The sequence below is a fragment of the Streptomyces sp. E11-3 genome, from assembly GCF_046540415.1.
In the GTDB taxonomy this organism is placed as follows: domain Bacteria; phylum Actinomycetota; class Actinomycetes; order Streptomycetales; family Streptomycetaceae; genus Streptomyces.
This window is the reverse complement of sequence record NZ_JAZGRL010000001.1, coordinates 825,521-845,423: the sequence shown is the minus strand read 5'-3', so window position 1 is coordinate 845,423 and position 19,903 is coordinate 825,521. Positions and strand designations below refer to the sequence as shown.

14 protein-coding genes are annotated in these 19,903 nt (G+C 73.1%); 10 read left to right on the top strand and 4 right to left on the bottom strand.

What is annotated here, in order from left to right; translation table 11 throughout:
* The first annotated feature begins 304 nt into the window (after positions 1-304).
* On the top strand, positions 305-2,047 hold the full coding sequence (locus tag U9R90_RS03690) for an ABC transporter ATP-binding protein (RefSeq protein ID WP_411057629.1): 1,743 nt from the start codon (positions 305-307) through the stop codon (positions 2,045-2,047).
* A gap of 11 nt (positions 2,048-2,058) precedes the next feature.
* Here U9R90_RS03690 and U9R90_RS03685 read toward each other — a convergent pair whose 3' ends face one another.
* Positions 2,059-3,495 (bottom strand): lipase maturation factor family protein, encoded by a 1,437-nt coding sequence (locus U9R90_RS03685; protein ID WP_411054910.1) that lies wholly within the window; start codon positions 3,493-3,495, stop codon positions 2,059-2,061.
* A gap of 125 nt (positions 3,496-3,620) precedes the next feature.
* Here U9R90_RS03685 and U9R90_RS03680 point away from each other — a divergent pair, with 125 nt between their 5' ends.
* The 6 genes from U9R90_RS03680 to U9R90_RS03655 all read left to right on the top strand — a co-directional run bounded on the left by U9R90_RS03680 (position 3,621) and on the right by U9R90_RS03655 (position 11,974).
* Positions 3,621-4,808 carry a DUF6777 domain-containing protein gene (locus U9R90_RS03680; RefSeq protein ID WP_411054909.1) on the top strand — a complete coding sequence of 396 codons (1,188 nt, stop codon included), beginning with the start codon at positions 3,621-3,623 and terminating at the stop codon, positions 4,806-4,808.
* Between the two features lie 69 nt (positions 4,809-4,877).
* Entirely contained in the window at positions 4,878-6,953 is a 2,076-nt protein-coding gene (locus U9R90_RS03675) for a SpoIIE family protein phosphatase (protein WP_411054908.1), read from the top strand.
* 871 nt (positions 6,954-7,824) lie between these two features.
* Positions 7,825-8,586: a LytR/AlgR family response regulator transcription factor gene (locus tag U9R90_RS03670; protein WP_411054907.1), complete on the top strand. Its 762-nt coding sequence runs from the start codon at positions 7,825-7,827 to the stop codon at positions 8,584-8,586.
* Between the two features lie 47 nt (positions 8,587-8,633).
* Positions 8,634-9,005: a hypothetical protein gene (locus tag U9R90_RS03665; protein WP_411054906.1), complete on the top strand. Its 372-nt coding sequence runs from the start codon at positions 8,634-8,636 to the stop codon at positions 9,003-9,005.
* A gap of 7 nt (positions 9,006-9,012) precedes the next feature.
* A complete protein-coding gene (locus tag U9R90_RS03660) occupies positions 9,013-10,743 on the top strand; it encodes a cation acetate symporter (protein ID WP_411054905.1) in 1,731 nt (576 codons plus the stop codon).
* A gap of 28 nt (positions 10,744-10,771) precedes the next feature.
* Entirely contained in the window at positions 10,772-11,974 is a 1,203-nt protein-coding gene (locus U9R90_RS03655) for a sensor histidine kinase (protein WP_411054904.1), read from the top strand.
* A gap of 21 nt (positions 11,975-11,995) precedes the next feature.
* Here U9R90_RS03655 and U9R90_RS03650 read toward each other — a convergent pair whose 3' ends face one another.
* Both U9R90_RS03650 and U9R90_RS03645 read right to left on the bottom strand, forming a co-directional pair.
* Positions 11,996-12,502 (bottom strand): hypothetical protein, encoded by a 507-nt coding sequence (locus U9R90_RS03650; RefSeq protein ID WP_411054903.1) that lies wholly within the window; start codon positions 12,500-12,502, stop codon positions 11,996-11,998.
* A gap of 311 nt (positions 12,503-12,813) precedes the next feature.
* Positions 12,814-13,377: a sigma-70 family RNA polymerase sigma factor gene (locus U9R90_RS03645; RefSeq protein ID WP_411057628.1), complete on the bottom strand. Its 564-nt coding sequence runs from the start codon at positions 13,375-13,377 to the stop codon at positions 12,814-12,816.
* Between the two features lie 188 nt (positions 13,378-13,565).
* On the opposite strand from U9R90_RS03645, the gene U9R90_RS03640 reads away from it, so the two are divergent.
* The 3 genes from U9R90_RS03640 to U9R90_RS03630 all read left to right on the top strand — a co-directional run bounded on the left by U9R90_RS03640 (position 13,566) and on the right by U9R90_RS03630 (position 19,166).
* Positions 13,566-14,777 (top strand): CapA family protein, encoded by a 1,212-nt coding sequence (locus U9R90_RS03640; RefSeq protein WP_411054902.1) that lies wholly within the window; start codon positions 13,566-13,568, stop codon positions 14,775-14,777.
* Between the two features lie 76 nt (positions 14,778-14,853).
* Complete coding sequence (lysX, locus tag U9R90_RS03635; protein ID WP_411054901.1) at positions 14,854-18,201, top strand: bifunctional lysylphosphatidylglycerol synthetase/lysine--tRNA ligase LysX; 3,348 nt, start codon at positions 14,854-14,856, stop codon at positions 18,199-18,201.
* A gap of 95 nt (positions 18,202-18,296) precedes the next feature.
* Positions 18,297-19,166, top strand: coding sequence for a polysaccharide deacetylase family protein (locus U9R90_RS03630; RefSeq protein WP_411054900.1), 870 nt, complete (start codon positions 18,297-18,299; stop codon positions 19,164-19,166).
* Between the two features lie 65 nt (positions 19,167-19,231).
* On the opposite strand, the gene U9R90_RS03625 is transcribed toward U9R90_RS03630, so the two are convergent.
* The gene (locus U9R90_RS03625) at positions 19,232-19,894 is read right to left on the bottom strand and encodes a class F sortase (RefSeq protein ID WP_411054899.1); all 663 of its coding nucleotides are present in this window, start codon (positions 19,892-19,894) and stop codon (positions 19,232-19,234) included.
* Between the last annotated feature and the right edge of the window lie 9 nt (positions 19,895-19,903).

Genomic DNA, 19,903 nt, shown 5'->3' with positions numbered 1-19,903 from the left:
GCCAGTCGACGAGGCGGCGGCAGCGCACGAAACGGCGCCGGCCGACGAACTGGCCGCCGTCGACGAGCGGGCGGCAGCCCACGAGCTGGCGGCGGTTGACGAAGCGGTGCCAGCCGAGGAGCTGGCGGCAGTCGACGAAGCGGCGGCAGTCGACGAGCTGGCGGCGGTCGACGAAGCGGTGCCAGCCGACGAACTGGCGGCAGCCGACGAACTGGCGCCAGCCGACGAACTGGCGGCGGTCAATGAAGCGGTGCCAGTCGACGACCTGGCCGCAGTCGGCGAACCAGCGTCAGCCGACGAACGCATCGCGCCCCAAAAGACACACACGCCGCGTGCCCTTCGGGGACTGCTGCCCGCCCTGCTGCCGCATCGGGCCATGGTCGTACGGACCTGTCTCGCCGCCTTCGTCGACCAGGCCGCGCTGGTCGCACTGGTGACGCTCCTCGCGCACACCGTCGGCGCGGCGGTCGTGGACCAGGCCGCCCCGTCCGCGGGGACCGTCGCCGTGCTCGTCGGGCTGGTGCTGCTGCGCGCGGTGGCGACCTGGCGGGAGATGGACCTGTCGCACGACCTGGCCTACCGGGTCCTGGCCGAGCTACGGGTACGCGTCTTCGACGGGCTCGCGCGTAGCGCACCGGCCAGGATCGGCGGGCGGCGCAGCGGCGACCTGGCGGCGACCGCGCTGGCGGACGTGGAGGCGCTGGAGTTCTTCTACGCCCATACCACCGCGCAACTGCTCGCCACCGGCACCGTGTTCGGAGCGGGCGGCGTCGTGCTCGGCGGGGTCGAGCCGTGGCTGCTCGCCGCGGTGCTGCCTGCCGCGCTGCTCCTCGCGCTCGCCCCGTTCGTCGCCGCGCGGGAACGCGCCCGGCGCGGGGCAACGACCAGAGCGGCGGCCGCCAAGCTGTCGGCGGACGCGGTGGAGGCCGTGGACGGGCTACGCGAACTGCTCGCGTTCGGCGCACTCGACCGGCGCCGCGCCGAGCTGGCCGAGCAGGGCGAGGAGCTGGGGCAGGCACAGCGCGCCGAGCAGGACTGGGAGGCGACGGCCGCCGCCGCACGGGACGTCGTCGTGGTCGCGGCGGTGCTAGGGGTCGTCGCGGCCGTCGCGCACGCGGTAGCGGGCGGCAGGATCGACGGCGCCTGGGCCCCCGCCGCCGTCGCCCTCGCGCTCGGCATCCTGGCCCCGGTCGCCGACGCGGCCGCCGCACTCGGCCAGGCCGGAGGGCTGCGCGCCGCCGCGGCCCGGGTCGGCGCCGCACTGCACGCCCCCGCCGGTGCGCCCGAACCCACCACACCCCGGCCGCTTCCCGATGGCCCGTTGGGCGTACGGCTCCGGGACGTCCGGTTCGACTACGGAGGGGACCCGGTCCTGGACGGCGTCGACCTGACCGTCGAACCCGGCCGCACCCTCGCCCTCGTCGGAGCCTCAGGCGCGGGCAAGTCCACCTGCGCCCACCTGCTGGCCCGCTTCTGGGACCCGGCCTCCGGCGCGGTCGAACTGCTCCCGGAGAACGGCGCCCCCGTCGACGTACGCGAACTGACCGACCGCGACCTGCGCCAGGCCCTCGCCGTCGTCGGCCAGGAAGCGCCCCTCTTCCACGGCACCCTGGCCGAGAACCTCCGCCTCGCCGCGCCCGGCGCGAGCGACACCCGACTGCGCGACGCGGCCCGCGTGTGCGGCGTCGACCGGGTCGCCGACGCGCTCCCGGACGGCTACGAAACCCTCGTAGGAGAGCGCGGCGCCACGCTCTCCGGAGGCCAGCGGGCCCGCGTCGCGCTGGCCCGCGCACTGCTCGCCGCACCCCGCGTCCTGGTCCTGGACGAGACGACCGCGCACCTGGACACAGCAGGGGACGCGGAACTCGCCGCGGCCCTGCGCGCCGCCTCCCGAGGGCGCACCACCCTGGTCATCGCCCACCGCCCCGCGACCATCCGGCGGGCCGACCGAATCGCCGTACTGGAACGCGGCCACGTCGTGCAGGAGGGCAGCTGGGCCGAACTGGCCGCGAGCGACGGGGCGTTCCGGCGCGTGGTACAGCGCTGACCCCGCCCGCGCTACCGGTGCCGCGTGTCGGACGGGCGCTCCAGGCGCGTCGGCGGCAGGAACTCCCGTACGTACGTCCGGTGCCACCAAGCCCCCGTCGTGCGCAGTTCCCGCCAGGTGGTGAAGCGGTAGTGGTACAGCAGGGCCCGGACGTACGTCGGCGGGGCGTCGGGGAAGGGGTTGGTGCGCAGCAGCCGCAGGGTGTCCCGGTCGTTCTCCAGCAGGCGTTCGACGAAGGGCCCGAACCAGGGCCTGGCATAGCCGGGGTTCAGCGCCGCGAACCACATCAGCCAGTCGAGCCGCAGATGGTAGGGCGCGAACTGCCGTGGCAGCCGCCGTGGATCACCCGGCTTGCCATGGAACTCGTAGGCCTGCCACCCCGAGTCGTCCGGCATCGGTACCGGCTCCGCCGTGCCCTCGACCACCACCTCGTAGCGGACCCGGCCCACGGTGCCGAACGCGCCGTAGGTGTTGACGAGATGGAGCGGGTCGAAGGAGTAGTTCATGATCTGGCGGCGGGAGAGCAGGTTGCGCGCGGGGCGGTAACTCAGCCCCGCCACCAGGGCCGCGACTGAGATCACCACGACCTCGTACCAGAGCGGGGCGGCGGCGAGCGCGGGCGGCGCACCCGCCACCGGCGTGAAGTCGATCGCGGACAGGGCGAGCGTGATGGTCAGCCAGTTCAGCCAGGAGAAGTTGCCGGAGAGCACCAGCCACAGCTGGGTCGCGGCCATGACGCAGGCCGCGATCGACGCGATGGGCTGCGGGGTGAACAACAGGAAGGGCACCGCGAGTTGGGTGACGTGGTTCGCCGCGACCTCCACCCGGTGCAGGGGCCGGGGGAGATGGTGGAAGAACCAGCTCAGCGGGCCCGGCATCGGCTGGGTCTCATGGTGGTAGTAGAGGCAGGTCAGCCGCCGCCAGCAGCTGTCGCCGCGCATCTTGATCAGCCCGGCGCCGAACTCCACCCGGAACAGCACCCAGCGCAGCAGCCACAGCACCAGTACCGGGGGCGCGGTGCGGTCGTTGCCGAGGAAGACTGCGAGGAACCCCACCTCGAGCAGCAGCGACTCCCAGCCGAAGCTGTACCAGGTCTGCCCCACATTGACGATCGACAGATACAGCGCCCACGGCAGCGCCCACATCAGCATCGCCGCCCACAGCGGCACTAGCGAGTCGACGCCTGCGAGCAGCGCGGTGGCGCACAGCGCGCCCGTCCAGGCGCAGAGCGCGAACAGGCGGTCCGAGTAGCGCAGCTGGAAGAGGCTGGGCGCCGCGCGCATCGGCACCCGCGCTACGTACCGCGGTACCGGCAGCATCCCGCGCTCCCCGATCAGCGCCCGGAACTGCAGCGCCGCGCTCACGAAGGCGACGAGGTACACCGCGGCCAGCGCCCGCTGGAAGACCAGCCGGGCCAGCCAGTAGTCGGGTTCGGTGAACCACTCCACACCCGTCATTGTGGCGCTGGGCGAGCCATTCGGCTTGCGGGGCCCGGGCGGGCAGCGGAGGCGAACCGTTCCACAGAAGGAGAACATATAGGGCAAACGACCCGGTCAGACGGCGGGAGAACCGCGTGCACTCACCCATCAGGCGCTATGCGGCGGCCTTCGCGATATCCACGGCCCTGCTGGTCGCGGGCTGCTCCAGCGGCGGCGACCAGAGCGCGGCGGACGCGGCGGACACGCCGGACGAGGTCTTCCTCCAGCCCGTCGCCGCCCAGGGCCCCGACCCGTTCACCGACTCCACCGCGACCACGGCGGACGCGCCGCCCGTCACCCGAACGCCGCAGCCGTCCCCGACCGGTTCGCCCACCGGGCAGGGCGTCCGCAGTTTCTCGGGCGAGACGCCCGGCCTGTACGGCGGAACCCAGTCGATCGCCAGCTGCGACGTGGAACAGCAGGTCCGCTACCTCACCTCGGACCAGGCCAAGGCCCGCGCCTTCGTCGAGGTCGTCGGGATCAAGCAGTCCGACATCGCGGGCTGGCTGCGCGGCCTCACCCCGGTCCAGGTCAGGGCCGACACCCGCGTGACCAACCACGGCTACCGCGACGGGCAGCCGACCAGCTTCCAGTCCGTCCTGCAGACCGGCACCGCCGTCCTCGTCGACGACCGGGGGATGCCGCGGGTCCGCTGCGCGTGCGGCAATCCGCTGACCCCGCCGGCCGCTCTGAAGGGCGGTGCGAGCCACCAGGGCAAGCCGTGGGGCGGTTACCACCCCACCCGGACCGTCGTGATCACCCCGGCGCCCAAGGTGATCATCAACATCATCATCGTCAACATCACCAACAACACCTGGATCGAGCGCCCGATCGGTGACGACGGCAGTAACGACAAGGTCGTGCCACCGCCGCCGTCCCCGGACCCCTCGCTCGACCCGAGCGCGTCGCCGTCGCAGTCCCCGTCGCAGTCCCCGTCCCCGGATGACTCCGGCAGCGTGTCTCCCGATGAGTCGGGCAGCGTGTCCCCGGATGAGGATGAGTCGGACAGCCCGTCTCCAGATGAATCGGATGACTCGGACGAGGCGGACTCCCCGAGCCCCGGCGACAGTCCCACCGACTGCCCGACCGTGCTGCCCACCACCCCGACGCCCGATGTCCCCGGTGGCCCCACCCCGTCCCCGTCGCCGCTGCCGTCCGGCTGTCCGACGCCGCCGCCGGGTGAGGACACCCCGCGGGAGCCGGAGCCGCAGCTGCCCCCGGACCAGCCGACCGTCCCCGACGACACCGACGACGTCACGGACGGCGGCGTCTTCAACACCTGAGGTTGAGAGCGCGAGAGGTCGAGAGCACCAGAGGTCGAGAAAGGGCGTAAATGGTGGCAAGGTGGGCGCATGGTTGATCGGGGAGCGAGTGCCCTGTCACTGCCGGACGGCTGGCCCGCCCTCCCGGACCCGATCCTGGCGCTCAACCGCATGGGCACCTTCGACTGGGACCTGGACAGCGGGCTGATGCACATGGACGCCCAGGCCCACGAGCTCTTCGACCTACGGCACGACGAGTACGACGGCCGCCCGGAGTCCCTGGCGGTCCGGGTGCCCCCGGCCGAGAGCCACCGCCTGGACGCCCTGGTCTCGCAGGCCCTGAAGGACGGCAGCGAGAACTACGGGGCGTACTTCCGTATCCGCCGCCGCGACGGCACCCTGCAGTGGACCCACACCCAGGGCTATATCCGGCGCGACGACACCGGCCGCCCGCGCCGGATCGTGGGCATCGTCCGGGACGCCCGGCAGGAGATCGAGGACCTGGCCCAGCGTCGCGAGCGGGCCGACCTGCGGGCGGCGCAGAACCGCCAGACCAGCATGGTGCAGGGCACCGCCGCGGCCCTCGCGCACGCCCGTACGGTGCAGGACGTGATCGATGTCCTGGGGGACAGCGACGGCCTGGACCGCCTCGGGGCCGCCAGCCTGGTGATGGGACTGGTCGAGGCCGGGCGCATCCACCTGGTCGCCGAGGGCCCGGCGGGCAGCTTCGTCCCCGGCACCCGGTTCACGCGGATCGACGAGCCGTATCCGATGAGCGAGGTGGTCCGCACGCTGGCCCCGCGCTATATCGAGTCCCCGGAGGAGTTCGCCTCCTCGTATCCGCTGCTGTGGCCGCACATCACGGGTCTGGAGATCACCTCGGCCGCGTATCTGCCGCTGATCGCGCAGGCCCGGCCGATCGGGGCGCTCGGCCTGCTCTACCGGGACAAGAACGGCTTCAGCGCGGAGGAGCGCAACGTGCTGGTCGCGCTCGGCAGCAGCATCGCGCAGAGCCTGCAGCGGGCGATGCTCTTCGAGCAGGAGAAGGACCTGGCCCAGGGCCTGCAGACGGCCATGCTGCCGCGCAGCATCCCCGGCATCCCCGGCGCCGAGACCGCGGTGCGCTACCGCTCGGGCAAGCTGGGGCGCGACATCGGGGGCGACTGGTACGACGTGATCCCGCTGCCCGGCGGGCGGGTCGGCGCGGTCATCGGCGACGTCCAGGGCCATGACACGCACGCCGCGGCCGTGATGGGCCAGCTGCGGATCGTGCTGCGCGCGTACGCGGCCGAGGGCCACACGCCCGCCACGGTCATGGCGCGGGCCTCCGCCTTCCTGCACGAACTGGACACCGACCGCTTCGCGACCTGCCTGTACGCGCAGGTCGACCTGGGGACCGGCGTCGTCCAGTTCGTACGGGCCGGCCACCTCGACCCGCTGCTGCGGCAGCCCGACGGGACCTGCCGCAGGCTGCCCGTGGAGGGCGGGCTGCCGCTCGGCCTGTCCGCCGAGTTCGGGCGCCTGGAGTACCCGGTGTCGACCGTCGAACTCGACCCCGGGCAGACGCTCCTGCTCTGCACCGACGGCATGGTCGAGGAGCCGGGCACCGACCTGGACGACGGGATGCAGGTCCTCACCACGCTCGTCGGCTCAGGCCCCGACGACCTGGGGAAGCTGGCCGACCGGCTGTGCGAGGTGGTGGACGAGCGCGGCGGCGACGACGACGCCGCGCTGCTTCTGCTGCGCCGCCGCAGCACCGAGGCCCCGCAGGCGGGCGGCCGCCTGCAGCAGCATGTGGCGCCGAACGACCCCGACGGGCTGAGCGACGCGCGGCACATGGTGCGGGCCGCCGTACGGGCCTGGGGGGCGAGGGAGCGCGCCGACGAGATCGAGCTGATCGCCGACGAGCTGATCACCAACGCGCTCCTGCACACCGAAGGCGCCGCCGTCGTCACCCTGCGCGTGCTGACCGGCGCGGCGAGGCGGCTACGCGTCGAGGTCGAGGACACCTCCAGCGCCCTGCCGCGCCGCCGTGAGGCGGGCGAGTCGGGGGTCTCCGGGCGCGGACTGCTCCTGGTCGACCGGCTGGCCGACGTCTGGGGCGTGGAGTCACGCGGCACCGGCAAGTGCGTGTGGTGCGAGTTCACGGTCCCGGACCGCGAGTAGCCACGGGCCGGGGTGCGTTGGGCCCGGGCCCGCGCGCCCTCGCGCCCGACCGCGAACAGTCCGCGCGCCTGCCGCCCGCAGCCGGCGCGAGACGAGGCGTCTGTGCGCGCCCGCGCCGACGGTGAGCGGCTCGCGTGCCTGCGGCTCGGAGCTGGTAGCCGCCGCGGCACGAGGCGCCCGTGCGCACCCGCACCCGACCGCGGCAGCCCGCGCGCCCGCAGCCCGGAGCCGATGGCCGCGACGCGAGGCGGCTGTGCGCGCCCGACCGTTGGGAGCCCGCGCGCCTGCACCCGACTGTGAGCGGCTTGCGTGCCTGCGGATCGGGCTGGTCGTCACCGAGGCACGAGGCGCCCGTGCGCGTCCGCACCCCGCCGTGAGCAGTCCGCGCCTGCGGCCCGGAACTGGTGGTCCTTGCGGCGCGGGACGCCCGTGTGCGTCCGACCGTGAGAGGCTCGTGCGCATCTGCGCCCGACGGCGAGCAGTCCGCGCCCGCGGCTCGGAGCTGGTGGTCGCCGCGACGCGAGGCGCCCGTGCGCGCCCGCGGCTCGGAGCTGGTGGCCGCTGCGCCGCGAGGCGGCCGCGCACCCGACCGCTGCAGCCCGCGCGCACCCGCAGCCCGGAGCCGGAGGCCGACGCGGCGCGGCGGGGTCGGGCGCGCCCAACCCCGCCGTGCCCGCAGCCCAGAGCCGGCGGCCGCCAACGGAGCGAGGCGCCCGCGCGTCCGTCGCCGCGTGGGACCCGAACGGCCCGACCGTAGCCCGGTGGGGGCACGGCCCGCGCGTACCCGCGTGGCCCCGCACCCGGGACGCCGCCGCGTCGACCCCGCGTACCGGATTGGCCGCTGCCGGGTGACCCCATACACTCCACCCGCATGCTGCGCATACTGGCTGTCGACGACGAGGAACCCGCGCTCGCCGAGCTGCTCTACCTGCTGCGGGCCGACCCCCATGTGCTGAGCGCGGAGGGTGCCACCGACGCCACCGACGCGCTGCGTCGGATCTCCCAGGCCATCGACGCGGGGGCGGACAGCCCGGACGCGATCGATGTGCTCTTCCTCGACATCCAGATGGCCGGGCTCACCGGACTCGACGTGGCACGGCTGCTCGCGGGGTTCGCCAGGCCGCCGTTGATCGTTTTCGTCACCGCGCACGAGGGGTTCGCCGTCCAGGCCTTCGACCTCAAGGCGGTGGATTACGTACTCAAACCCGTGCGCACCGAGCGCCTCGCCCAGGCCGTGCGACGGGCCGCCGAGCAGCTCGCCGCGCAGGAGAACCGGCCGCGCCCCGTGCCGGAGACCGCGGCCGGGCACATCCCCGTTGAACTGGGTGGGGTGACGCGGCTCGTGGCCGTCGCCGACATCGTGTACGCCGAGGCGCACGGGGACTACGCACGGCTGTACACCGGAGCGGAGAGCCACCTCGTCCGGATACCGCTCACCACCCTCGAAGAGCGCTGGCAGCCGCACGGGTTCGTCCGCATCCACCGCCGCCACCTGGTCGCCCTGCACCGCATCGACGAACTCCGGCTCGACGCGGGCAGCATGAGCGTGCGCGTCGGCGGCGCGGAGCTGGCCGTCTCGCGGCGGCACGCCAGCCGGCTGCGTGACCTGCTGATGCGCACCGACCGCCGCTGAGAGCCAGGGCTTCCGCCACGCCGTCCGCGCTGCGTACACTCCACGCCGTGTCCGCAGAGCCCGCGCCCCGCCGCGAAGTCGTGACCGGGGAGCCCCGGCGGGTGCACCTGCCGCCGGGCCACCGAACCCAGTCGGAGATCGACGAGCAGACCACCCTCGGCGCCGCCTACGTCCGCTCACTGATGCGCAGCCAGCTACGGGCCGGGCTTTCCGCCTTCGGGGTGCTCGCCCTCACCGTCGCGACCCTGCCGCTGTTCTTCGACGCGCTCGGCAAGCCCGCGGTGGTCTGGACCGTCCTCGGCTTCGGCTGCTATCCCGTGCTCGTACTCATCGCGTGGTGGTACGTCCGGCGCGCCGAGCGCAACGAGCGCGACTTCGCCCGCCTGGTGCAGGGCGCCGAGGGCGCGGAAGGCCGCTGAACCGGCCGTGCACCAGTCGTACGCGATACCCGCCGTCGCCGCCGTCGTCCTCGCCACCGTCCTGATCGGCGGCTTCGGCCTGCGGATCTCCCGCACCACATCGGACTTCTACGTCGCGTCCCGCACGGTCGGCCCGTCCCTGAACGCCGCCGCGATCAGCGGCGAGTACCTGTCGGCCGCCTCCTTCCTCGGCATCGCGGGACTGCTGCTCCTGCACGGCCCCGACATGCTCTGGTACCCGGTCGGCTACACCGCCGGATATCTCGTGCTGCTGCTCTTCGTCGCCGCCCCGCTGCGCCGCTCGGGCGCGTACACCCTGCCGGACTTCGCCGAGGGGCGGCTGGAGTCGCGCCAGGTCCGCAGGCTGGTCAGCGTGTTCGTGGTGGGCGCGGGCTGGCTGTACCTGGTGCCCCAACTCCAGGGCGCCGGGCTGACCCTGGAGATCCTTACCGGGGCGCCGCGCTGGCTCGGCGGCACCCTGGTCGCCACCGTGGTGGTGCTCGCCGTCGCCGCGGGCGGGATGCGCAGCATCACCTTCGTCCAGGCCTTCCAGTACTGGCTCAAGCTCACCGCCCTGCTGGTGCCCGCCCTGTTCCTGGTCCTGGCCTGGCAGGGCGACGGCCGTCCGCAGGCCGAGTTCGACGAGCCGGCCCACCTCCGCGCCCAGCAGTCGGTGCGGGTCGCGGAGCGGGTCGACATCCGGTTGAACGCCCCGCTCACCGTCACCGTGGACGGCACGGTCGACGGCCGCGCGTACGACCACGCGCGCGTGAACCTCGACGACGGCACCCACCGCATCGACGGCGGCACCCACCTGACGTTCCCCGAAGGCTCCCAGGTCCCCGGCGCCGAACCCGGCTCCAGCGCCAGCCGCCCGCTGGCCAGCAGCCGCGCCGACCACCCGCTGTACGCCACGTACGGACTGATCGTCGCCACCTTCCTGGGCACCATGGGCCTGCCGCATGTGGTGGTGCGCTTCTACACCAGCCCCAACGGCCGCACCGCCCGCCGCACCACCGTCGTGGTGCTCGCCCTGATCGGCGCCTTCTATCTGCTGCCACCGCTGTACGGCGCACTCGGCAGGCTGTACGCCCCCGAGCTCACCCTCACCGGGCACGCCGACGCCGCCGTACTGCTGCTCCCCGAGCGGGTGATCGGCGGGCTCGGCGGCGACCTGCTGGGCGCGCTGGTCGCGGGCGGCGCCTTCGCCGCGTTCCTGTCCACCGCGTCGGGACTGACCATGGCCGTCGCCGGGGTGCTCAGCCAGGATGTGCTGCCCTCGCGCGGGGTACGGCACTTCCGGCTCGCCACGGTGCTGGCCACGCTGGTGCCGCTGGCCGGTGCGCTGCTGGTCACCGGGGTCCCGGTGGCCGACGCGGTGGGGATGGCGTTCGCGGTGTCGGCGTCGTCGTTCTGCCCGCTGCTGGTGCTCGGCATCTGGTGGCGGCGGCTCACCCCGCCGGGCGCCGTCGCCGGGCTGCTCCTCGGTGGTGGCTCGGCGACGGTCGCGGTGGGCCTCACGGTGGGCGGCGTGGTCGGCTCGGGCTGGCCGCACACCCTGCTGGCCTGGCCCGCCGTGTGGTCGGTGCCGGTCGGGTTCCTGGCCATGGTGCTCGGCTCGCTCGCCACGCCCGGCAGCGTGCCGCCGCACACCAGCGCCACCATGACCCGGCTGCATCTGCCCGAGTCGCTGACGGTGCGGCAGACCGCCGCAGCGGCGGAAGGAGACCACAAGTGAGCCCCGCCATCGCGGATGGAGAGCGGCCGTGACCGTCGCCATCCTGCTCGCCCTGTGCCCGCTGCTGCTCGCGGGCGGCTTTCTGCTCGGCCGCCGCACCGCCCACCCGCTGGGCCGCAGCGACGTCGGCACCCCCGTCGAGCGCGCCACCTTCGACACCCTGCACACCGCCTCACTGGCCGCGCCCCCGCTGCGTGCCGGACTCACCGACGACACCGCGCGCAAGGCCGCGGGACGGCTGCGCTCCCTGCTCGGCACCGACGCGCTCTGTCTCACCAACCGCAGCGCGGTGCTCGCCTGGGACGGCGCGGGGGAGCAGCACGGCAAGCACGTCATGGGGGCGCTCGGCGCCCTCCTGGACTCCGGGCGGAGCGCCGCCTTCGACTGCGCCTGCGGGGACCTGGACTGCCCGCAGCGCTGGGCGGTGGCCGCCCCGATCGTCGTCGACCAGCGGGTCCTGGGCGCCCTGGTGGCGTACGCGCCACGGGAGTCGGCGGTGCTGGCCAGAGCCACCGACGAGGTGGCCCGCTGGGTTTCCGTACAGCTGGAACTCGCCGAGCTGGACCGCTCCCGCACCCGGGTCATCGAGGCGGAGATCAAGGCGCTACGGGCGCAGATCTCCCCGCACTTCGTCTTCAACTCCCTCGCCGCGATCGCGTCGTTCGTCCGGACCGATCCCGAGCGGGCCCGTGAGCTCCTCCTGGAGTTCGCCGACTTCACCCGCTACTCGTTCCGCACGCACGGCGACTTCACCACCCTCGCCGACGAGCTGCACTCCATCGACCAGTACCTGGCCCTGGTCCGCGCCCGGTTCGGCGACCGGCTGTCGGTGACCCTGCAGATCGCCCCCGAAGTGCTGCCGGTGGCGCTGCCGTTCCTGTGTCTGCAGCCGCTGGTGGAGAACGCCGTCAAGCACGGCCTGGAGGGCGCGGTCACCCGCAGCCGGATCACCATCGGCGCCCGGGACGCGGGCGCCGACGCGGAGGTCGTCATCGAGGACGACGGCGTCGGGATGGACCCCGAGCGACTGCGGCGGATTCTGCGCGGGGAAGGCGGGCCCTCGGCAGGTATCGGCCTGTCGAACGTGGACGACCGGCTGCGGCAGGTGTTCGGTGACGGATACGGGCTGGTCATCGAGACCGGGGTGGCCGCGGGGATGAAGATCACGGTACGGATCCCCAAGTACCGCGCGGGCGTGCACTCCTCGCCCACGGAGCACTCCGAGGGCTGAGCAGGGGGCCGAGAGCCCCGGTCAGAACAGGTGGATCGCCAGATGCCCCAGCGGCAGCCCCAGCTGCCAGGCGGGCGTCCACACCTGCGGCCCGCCCTCCTCGCCGTGCGGCGCCCCGCCGTCCAGGACCACCGCGTCCAGGTCGGGCGCGAGCAGCTCGGTCTCCTCCAGCCACTGCCAGGCCAGCTGCGCAAGCCGCAGATCGGGCCCGCCGCGGCCGGGGCCGAACGCCTCGCCGGCCAGCCGCTCCCGGACCCAGTCCTGCCACGGCTGGTCGTACGCGGTCAGCGAGAGCCAGGTCTCCAACTGGGTGATGACGCGGATGCCGGAGAGCTCGCCCCCGGAGTCGGCCAGGAAGATCGTCAACGCCAGCGCGTCGCGTCCCGCCCGGTACTCGAAGGACGTGGGGGGCATCAGATCGCCGGTGCGTAACAGCTCGTCAGCGATGTACTCGGCGTACAACCACGCCATCGGGACGGTCAGTTCGGCACTGCCGCCGGTGTCGTCGTCGGTGCTTCTGTGTGGCATCCTCTTTCGCCTTCCTCCGGTCTGTGACGCAGCGAGGCCCCTGGGGACCGTCGTCAGACTCCCGCCTGCCGCGCGACGCCATGCACGCACTCTCGCCGCACCGGGCACAGACCCGAGTACGTCCAGTACGAGGGCCTGCACCCGGCACGCCGAGAGCACGCACCTGACGCCGCGCGGCCCGCCCTCCGGGCGGACGGCGGGAGTCTGACGACGGCCCCCAGCTCTCGTACCGAAACACGGATGGGAGTAGCCGATTACTCAATCGGCCGATGAGCAAGGGGCTTTGCGGAGGTTTGACCCAGCCGTTTGTTTCACCGCAGGTCACCCGCGTAGCCCGGAAGGACTCGCCGCAGCGCGCGCAGAGCGTAGTACGCACGGGACTTCACGGTACCGGTCGGGATGCCGAGCTCTTCGGCCGCCTCCGCCATGCTCGCCCCGCGAAAGTACACCTGATGGAGCACCGCACGGTGCTCGGGGCTGAGTGTCCCTACGGCCTGTCGTACGTCGAGCACCGCCGTGGCGCGCTCCGCGTGGTCCGCGCAGACCGGGGCGCTCTCCAGGACCTGGCCGCCCACCTCCAGGGGCCTGGCCTGCCGCTGGCGGCGCGCGTCGATGGCCAGTCGGCGGGCCACGGTGAACAGCCAGGGGCGGATGGACGCGTGTTCGGAGCGCAGGGCCTCGGGGTGCTGCCAGGCGCGCAGCAGCGTCTCCTGGGCCAGGTCCTCGGCGCGCTGCCGGTCGCCGAGTGTGAGCCGGTGCAGAAAGCAGAGCAGGGCCTGTCCGTGCTCGCGCTGCAGCTCGGCCAGGGTGCGTTCGTCGGTGCGGGTCGCCGTCGTCATGGCGGTATGGCAGCGCAGCGCGCGGCGCACGCACATACGGCGTACGGCGGTGTGCGGCGGGCGGTCGAAGGGGTCGACGAGCGGTGCGGCGAGCGGGCCACCGGACGGGCGAACGACCGGGCGTGAGTCCGATTCAGGGACTGCGGCGGCCTTGATCCTTGACGCCTCATTCATCCCATTATCTCTTGATATGGCCGATATCCCCGAATGACGGAGCCCGGTCGATGACCCAGCGCACCTCGCCCACGTCGCCCACCCCGCCCGCGCGAGGGGCGGCGACCGCCCTGGTCGCCGTACTGATCGGGGCCGCGGGCTGTGCGGCACCGCAGGACCCGCCGAAGGCCCCGGCCTTGAAGGCCGCCGCCTCGGGCAGTCCATCGGCGGCCAGTGGCGCCAAGGCCGAGCAGCGGGCCTTCACGTTGGTCGCCACCGGCGATGTGCTGCCGCACTCCTCGATCATCGAGCAGGCGCGCGCCGACGCGGGCGGCGACGGATACGACTTCCGCCCGATGCTTGCCGGGGTGAAACCGCTGATCTCCAAGGCCGACCTGGCGATCTGCCACATGGAGACGGTCTACGGCGCGGACGGCGACTACACCGGCTACCCCACCTTCAAGTCGCCGCCCCAGGTGGCCGCGGCCCTCGCCGCCACCGGCTACGACTCCTGCTCCACCGCCTCCAACCACACTCTGGACGACGGGACCGAGGGGCTGCGCCGCACCCTGGACGCGCTCGACGAGGCGGGCGTCAAGCACGCGGGCTCGGCCCGCTCGGCCGCCGAGTCCCGGCAGATCACCCTGCTCAAGGCGGGCGGGGCCAAGGTCGCCCATCTCGCGTACACCTACGGCACCAACGGCTTCCCGCTGCCCACCGGCCGTCCCTGGGCGGTCAACCTCATCAACGAGCAGAAGATCCTCTCCGACGCCCGAGCCGCCCGCAGAGCGGGCGCCGACGTGGTGGTGGTCAGCCCGCACTGGGGCACGGAGTGGCAGGACGAGCCGAGCGCCCAGCAGCTCCGGCTCGCCAAGGCGCTCACCGCCGCCACGACCGACGGCCGCCCCGACATCGACCTGATCGTCGGCACCCACGCACACGTCCCGCAGGCGTACGAGAAGGTCAACGGCTCCTGGGTGGCGTACGGCCTGGGCGACCAGATCGCCGGAGCCATGAACAACCACTCCGGCGCGTACGACCCGCGCGGTAACCAGGGCACCATCGGCCGGTTCACCTTCACGCCCCCGGCGAAGCCCGGCGGCCGCTGGGAGGTCACGAAGGCCGAGTTCATCCCGCAGTGGTTCGACACGAACGCCGGGCGGGTGGTGAACCTGAACGCCGCCATCGACCGCGGCGCCGACCACACGGCCCTGCGCGACCGCATCAAGCGCGTCGTGCTGAGCCGTGACGCGGCCAAGGCGGGCCTGGTGATGGGAAAGTAGCGGAGCCCGGGGCGTACGTACGCACGTACGCCCCGCTCGACAGGCGGCGGTGCCAGCGCCTTCCTAGAGTCGGACCATGAGCGCCAGCGTCCAGGAATCCGGGCCCGCCACAGGCGAACCAGCGCCGCGGGACACGCGCGGGAACCGCCCCGGCGACCGCTTCCTGCGGAAGGTCCCCGAGGGCTTCGCGACCTTCTTCGGGCTGCTCGGGGCGTTCTGTGCGCTGCTCGCGCTGATCCACCCGCTGCGCCGCCTGCTGCGCCCCTTCACCAACCTGCTGGACACCCTCACCGTCCCGTTCAGCGCGAACCTCGCCTACGCGGTGTTCCTGTTCCTGCTGGCCGCGGCCTGCGCGTCCCGCAAGGCCATCGCCTGGCGGATCGTCGTCGTCTATCTGTCCCTGCTGCTCATCGCCGATGGCGTGTGGATCGCCGTGGGACTGTGGCAGGAGGCGCTGCCGTCGGCGATCGTGTGCGGCGCCGCGCTGGTGCTGCTCGCCTCGGCACACAAGGAGTTCTCCGCGGACGCCCGGCGCGGCGCCTTCCTGCGGGCGCTCGCCGTCCTGGCCGGGGGACTGGTCGTCGCGATCCTCGTCGGCTGGGGCCTGGTCGAGCTGTTCCCCGGCACCCTGGAGCGCGGCCAGCGGCTGCTCTGGGCGGTCAACCGGGTCTGCGGGGGACTGGTCAGCACCGGCCAGTTCGACGGCAGAGCGGCGCGCCCGGTGAACTTCTTCCTCGGTCTGTTCGGCGCCCTGGCCCTGCTGAACGCGGTGGCCGTCCTCTTCCGCTCCCAGCGCATGGAGGCCGCCCTGCACGGCGACGAGGAGGCCCGCATCCGGGCCCTGCTCGGCGCGTACGGCGGCCAGGACTCGCTCGGCTACTTCGCCACCCGCCGCGACAAGGCCGTCATCTTCGCGCCCAGCGGCAAGGCCGCCGTCACCTACCGCGTGGAGGCGGGCGTCTGCCTGGCCAGCGGCGACCCCGTCGGCGACGTGGGGGCCTGGCAGCCCGCCATCGAGGCGTGGCTGGCCGCGGCCCGCCGCTACGCCTGGGCGCAGGCCGTGATGGGCGCGTCCGAAGAGGGCGCCAAGGCCTACGCGCGCGCCGGACTCGGCGCCCTGCAACTCGGCGACGAGGCGATCCTGCACACCGCGAAGTTCGACCTGGACGGCCGCGACATGCGGGTCACCCGACAGGCCGTCAACCGGGTCCAGCGCACCGGCGCCAGCTGCCGGGTGCGCCGCCACGCCACCCTCTCCGACGCGGAGATGCGGGAGGTCATCGACCGGGCCGACGCCTGGCGGGACACCGAGACCGAGCGGGGCTTCTCGATGGCGCTGGACCGCCTCGGCGACCCGGCCGACGGCGACTGCCTGCTCGCCGAGGCACACGGCGCCGACGGCAGACTCCTTGCCCTGCTGTCCTTCGTGCCCTGGGGCAGGGACGGTATCTCCCTCGACCTGATGCGGCGCGACCGCAGCGCACCCAACGGCGTCATGGAGTTCATGGTCGCCGAAGTGTGCGCCCAGGCGGGCAAGTTGGGCGTGCGCCGGATCTCCCTCAACTTCGCCGTGTTCCGCTCCGTCTTCGAGGAGGGCGCCCGCATCGGCGCGGGCCCTGTGCTGCGCCTGTGGCGCAAGCTGCTGCTGTTCTTCTCCAAGTGGTGGCAGCTGGAGGCCCTCTACCGCTCCAACGCCAAGTACGACCCCGAGTGGTACCCGCGCTTCATCTGCTACGGCGACGCGGGCTCGCTGGCCCGGGTCAGCCTGGCCTCCGGCATCGCCGAGGGTTTCGTCTCCGTGCCGAGCCTGCGCAAGCTGTGGGGCAACGGCCATCGCTCGGCCGCGTTCTCCGTACGCCCGTCCACCACCGAAGGCCTGCCGTCCCTCACCGCGCTCGGCCTGACCGGTGACGCGCCGCAGGCCGACCGCGACCCCGTCGACGACCTCCCCGAACAGGTCCGCGTCCGGCACCGCAAGCTGGAGCGGCTGCGCGCCGACGGCACCGACCCCTACCCGGTCGGCATCGCCCAGCGCACCCACACCCTGGCCGCCGTCCGCGCCGCACACCCCGCACTGGCCGCGGGGACCCGCACCGGGGAGCGCACCACCGTCGCGGGCCGCGTGATGCTCGTACGCGACCTGGGCGGCGTCGTCTTCGCCGTACTGCGCGACTGGTCGGGCGACCTCCAACTCGTCCTCACCCGCGTCGACTCCGGCGCCGGGCTCGACGGTTTCACGGCCGACACCGACATCGGCGACCACATCACGGCCAGCGGCGAGATCGGCGCCAGCGACCGGGGCGAGCTCTCCGTCTTCGTCAGCGACTGGCAGCTCACCGGCAAGTGCCTGCGCCCGCTGCCCGACAAGCGCCGGGGCCTGGCCGACCCCGAGGCCAAGGTCCGCCGCCGCTATGTGGACCTCGTCGCCAACCCCGACGCCCGCGCGGTCGTACGCAACCGCTCCACCGCCGTCCAGGCCCTGCGCCAGGGCCTGTTGGAGCGCGGCTACCTGGAGGTCGAGACGCCGATGCTCCAGCAGATCCACGGCGGCGCCAACGCCCGCCCCTTCACCACCCACATCAACGCCTACGATCTCGACCTGTACCTCCGTATCGCCCCCGAGCTATACCTCAAGCGGCTGTGCGTGGGCGGCCTGGAGAAGGTCTTCGAGATGGGCCGCACCTTCCGCAACGAGGGCGTGAGCTACAAGCACAACCCCGAGTTCACCATGCTGGAGGCGTACCAGGCCTTCGCCGACTACGACGTGATGCTCGACCTCACCCGCGAACTCATCCCGGGCGCGGCCACCGCCGCCTTCGGCTCACCCATCGCCCACAAGCCCGACGCGAGCGGCCGCCTCGTCGCCCACGACATCTCCGGTCCCTGGCCGGTCAAGACGGTGTACGGCGCCGTCTCGGACGCGCTCGGCGAGGAGGTCGACGCCGACACCGAGCTGGCCGCCCTGCACCGGCACTGCGACCGGGCGGGAGTCCCGTACACCGTCGACGACGGCCGCGGCGACGTCGTCCTGGAGATGTACGAGCGCCTCGTCGAGGAGAAGACCACCCTGCCCACCTTCTACAAGGACTTCCCGACCGACGTCTCGCCGCTCACCCGCCAGCACCGCCATGACCCACGTCTGGCCGAGCGCTGGGACCTGGTCGCCTTCGGTACCGAACTGGGCACCGCATACTCGGAGTTGACCGACCCGGTGGAGCAGCGCCGCAGGCTGACCGCGCAGTCGCTGCTGGCCGCGGGCGGCGACCCGGAGGCGATGGAGCTGGACGAGGACTTCCTGGACGCCCTGGAGTACGCGATGCCGCCCACCGGTGGCCTCGGCATCGGTGTGGACCGCCTCGTCATGTTCCTCACCGGCCTCACCATCCGCGAGACGCTGCCCTTCCCCCTCGTACGCCGCCGCTGAGCATCCCGCATCCCGAGCCGGTCCCATCAGGTGCTTTCGTACGCGCCGCCGTGTTGGTGAAGCCCGCCGGGACGCGGCCGTGCGAGGTAGTAGTCATGAAAAACGATGAACTGCCCGCCATGCTCCAGGGGCGGCTGCCAGCTCGGCGGGTGCTGCTGCGCGGCGCGGCCCTCCTCAGCCTCACCGCCGCGGCCGGCTGCTGGAGCGCGGACCGGGCGGGCACGCCGACGAAGACACCCGCCGCCTCACCGCCGCCCGCGCCAGGACCCCCGGCCGGCCGCCCTCGCAACTCTGCCGCCTACCGGCTGCGCCCCATGACCGGCTACGGCCCGCAGCGGGAACTGCCCGCCAGGCCCGCCGTGCGCAAAGCGCCGATCCTGAAGATGGCGGACTCGGAGCGCCGGATGGTGCTGACGTTCGACGACGGGCCCGACCCCCGCTACACCCCCGGCATCCTGAAGACCCTGCGCCGCTACGACGTACGGGCGATGTTCTTCGTCTGCGGCGAGATGGCCGAGGCCAACCCGGACCTGATGCGGCGGATGGCCGACGACGGGCACACCGTCGGCAACCACACCTGGTCGCACCCGCAGCTCACCCTGCTCTCCCGGTCCGCGATCCGCCGCCAGATCGAGCGCACCAGCGACGTCGTGGACGACCTGGTGGGGGAGCCGCCGCGCTGGTTCCGCGCACCGTACGGGGCCTGGAACCGGGCGACGTTCCAGCTGGGCTCCGAGTTCGGTATGGAGCCGCTCGCCTGGACCGTGGACACCCTCGACTGGCGCGAGCCGGGCACCGGCACGATCGTGCGGCGGGTGCTGGACGGCGCGGGCCCCGGTGTCGTGGTGCTGTCGCACGACGCGGGCGGCGACCGCTCACAGAGCGTCCAGGCGCTCAGGACGTATCTGCCGCGGCTCCTTGACGCGGGCTACCACTTCAGCGCGCCCCGAAGCATGGCGGTCTGAGCCCCCCCAGCGGACATTCGCCCCCCAGCGGACATTCGCCCTTCAGCGGGCGTTCGCCCGCCCGGTCAGCGGGTGCTGGCCAGGCGGGCGAACACCACGACGTTTCCGTCGTAGCCCTCGCTCTTGGAGAAGCCGCCGCCGCAGGTGATCACCCGCAGTTCCGCGGCGCCGGTGTTTCCGTAGACCCTGGTGCCTGGGAAGTTCCGCTTTTCGAACACCTCGATGCCGTAGATCTCGAAAACGGCGGTGCGCCCGTCCTTGCGCAGGACTTCGACGCGATTGCCCTTCTTCAGCGAACCGAGCCCGTAGAACACGGCCGGGCCCGAGTCGTTGTCCACATGGCCGTCGATGACGGCGGTTCCCTTCTCGCCAGGCGATACGGCACCGGTGAACCAGCCCGCGAGGTTGGGCTCTTCGGCGGGCGGCGCGTCCACCCAGCCGTCGGGGTCCAGACCCACGGGCTGGACCGGCGCGTCCACCTGGATCGCGGGAATCCTGATGCGGTCCGCCAGCGAGAAGGGCAGCGGCGCGGGGCCCAGGTTCTTCCGCGCGGCGGGGACACTGCTGTCGGCGGCGGCAGCACTCGCGGGCTGCGGCGGCCCTACGGCGAATTCGCCGGACCCATTCCGTATCAGAGCGAGGCCGGTCAGCAGGACAAGCGCTATCACGCCCCAGGGCGCGCGCCTGCGCTGCGGCTCCTCCTCTTCGGCCGGGTGGGACGAAGGCATCTCTATCCC